General features: G+C 54.6%; 2 protein-coding genes and 2 pseudogenes. 1 reads left to right on the plus strand and 3 read right to left on the minus strand.

Translation table 11 applies throughout. The annotated features are described in order from the left end of the window. Positions 1–99 (plus strand): annotated as a pseudogene (locus DTW90_RS36915) (IS5/IS1182 family transposase); the annotation flags it as partial. Positions 100–288: 189 nt separating this feature from the next. On the opposite strand, the gene DTW90_RS37520 reads toward DTW90_RS36915, so the two are convergent. From DTW90_RS37520 to DTW90_RS36925, 3 genes and pseudogenes are all read right to left on the minus strand, one after another. Next, positions 289–441, minus strand: a complete 153-nt coding sequence (locus tag DTW90_RS37520; RefSeq protein WP_188080199.1) for a hypothetical protein — start codon at positions 439–441, stop codon at positions 289–291. 97 nt (positions 442–538) lie between these two features. Beyond that, positions 539–1102 carry a carboxymuconolactone decarboxylase family protein gene (locus DTW90_RS36920; RefSeq protein ID WP_149345061.1) on the minus strand — a complete coding sequence of 188 codons (564 nt, stop codon included), beginning with the start codon at positions 1100–1102 and terminating at the stop codon, positions 539–541. A 237-nt stretch (positions 1103–1339) separates the two neighbouring features. Then, positions 1340–1439, minus strand: a pseudogene (locus tag DTW90_RS36925) (IS5/IS1182 family transposase); the annotation flags it as partial.

Below are 1439 nucleotides of genomic sequence, written 5' to 3' on the forward strand. Positions count from 1 at the left end.
AAGGATTGGGAAAAATCCATCATCTCAGCCGAAGCCTGGATAACCATCGCCCATATCCGCATCCTTACGCGGCGGCTCGCAAGATATTGCTATCGTTGAACCCTTTTCGAGTCAGACTCTTAGACCAGCGGTCCCCAACGTCGTTTTAATGTTCATGATTTTTCCTTAGATGCGTGTGTCGTCGCGTTCGATGGTCATCAAGCCACCGCCGAAACTTCGTTGGTAGTCGAACGCTGCAACTTGACGATTTCCGTAAGGGCCATTTTGGCTACAGTTGAAATTAGAGCCTCATTCGGAGAGAGTTTCAACTCGCAGACCATAGCTTATGAATAGCTCCGCCGGCGAACGTTTGAGCTTGGCCGTTTCGACAGCGATGGTCTGGTCGGAGAGCATGTCGAAGATGCCTGTCGCAAAGACGGCGACGGGCATGCAATGGAGCACTCGGCTCTCCAACTGCTGACGAGTGATCGTCTTGCTGTTGCCGCCGCATGCGCCGCCAGGCTCGTCGATCAGAAGGCCTTTCTTGCGACTGGTGAAGCTATAGCGATCCTTGTCTGAGATCGGTCACCCGCTTGGAAAAGCGAAGGAGGTCCTCGCCGCTTACGGGATCGATGTCCACATCGAAAGTCCGCGTGATTGCTGCCACAGTCGCTGCAAAGCCCTGAACTCCCACGATCTCCACGAGCTCGGCTTCAGAGAAATGCCGGCTTGCTTCAGCAAGCGTAGCGTCATTTGGGTAGGAACGGTCAATCAGGCTGGCAACAAGGCGCACAAGCGCTTTTTCACGATCGGTGAAGACCTCGTCGTTAAACCGATTTTCGCGAAGGGCGTCGCGCTGCGCCTGGGAAACGCCGAGGATCTCGGATATCCCCTCATGCTGTGCCACGACATAGGCGGCGTCGAGCATATAGCCCGCTTGGAGGATCACGAGTTCACGGTCCCTCGCAGCCAGCGAGAGCACGCTCATTTGTGCGCCGGCGAGGCGAACGAAGACTTGCGCCCAATCCGGCGAGTGGAAAAGAACCCGCAGGAGATTGGCGGTCTGAGAAGACCCGAGACGGCTTTGGTAAATGCTGTCCGAGACATAGCTGATAGAAGCCATTGCAGGTATTCCTCGCTTCGTTTTGTTCTAAAGTGCCAATCGACTGATGCTGCTCAGGGGAGGTCAGAGTGGCGTGAAATCTCTGGTCGGATGTCGGTGATTTCTATGGCCGGATCACAAACGAGGTGATGGAATGCGGAGCATACGGCGCCCCTGAGCCCAGACCTCTAGAAGCATCCAACTTCAACCCTGTTGAAAAGGCTTCCCCAAAACTTAAGAGTCTGACTCGAAAAGGGTTCAACGATAGCAATATCTTGCGAGCCGCCGCGTAAGGATGCGGATATGGGCGATGGTTATCCAGGCTTCGGCTGAGATGATGGATTTTTCCCAATCCTTG

Source organism: Neorhizobium sp. P12A, assembly GCF_008365395.1.
GTDB lineage: Bacteria > Pseudomonadota > Alphaproteobacteria > Rhizobiales > Rhizobiaceae > Rhizobium.

Bases quoted from the DNA above. Each gene is read 5' to 3' on its own strand.
- DTW90_RS36920 (WP_149345061.1), bottom strand. From the start codon at position 1,102: ATGGCTTCTATCAGCTATGTCTCGGACAGCATTTACCAAAGCCGTCTC.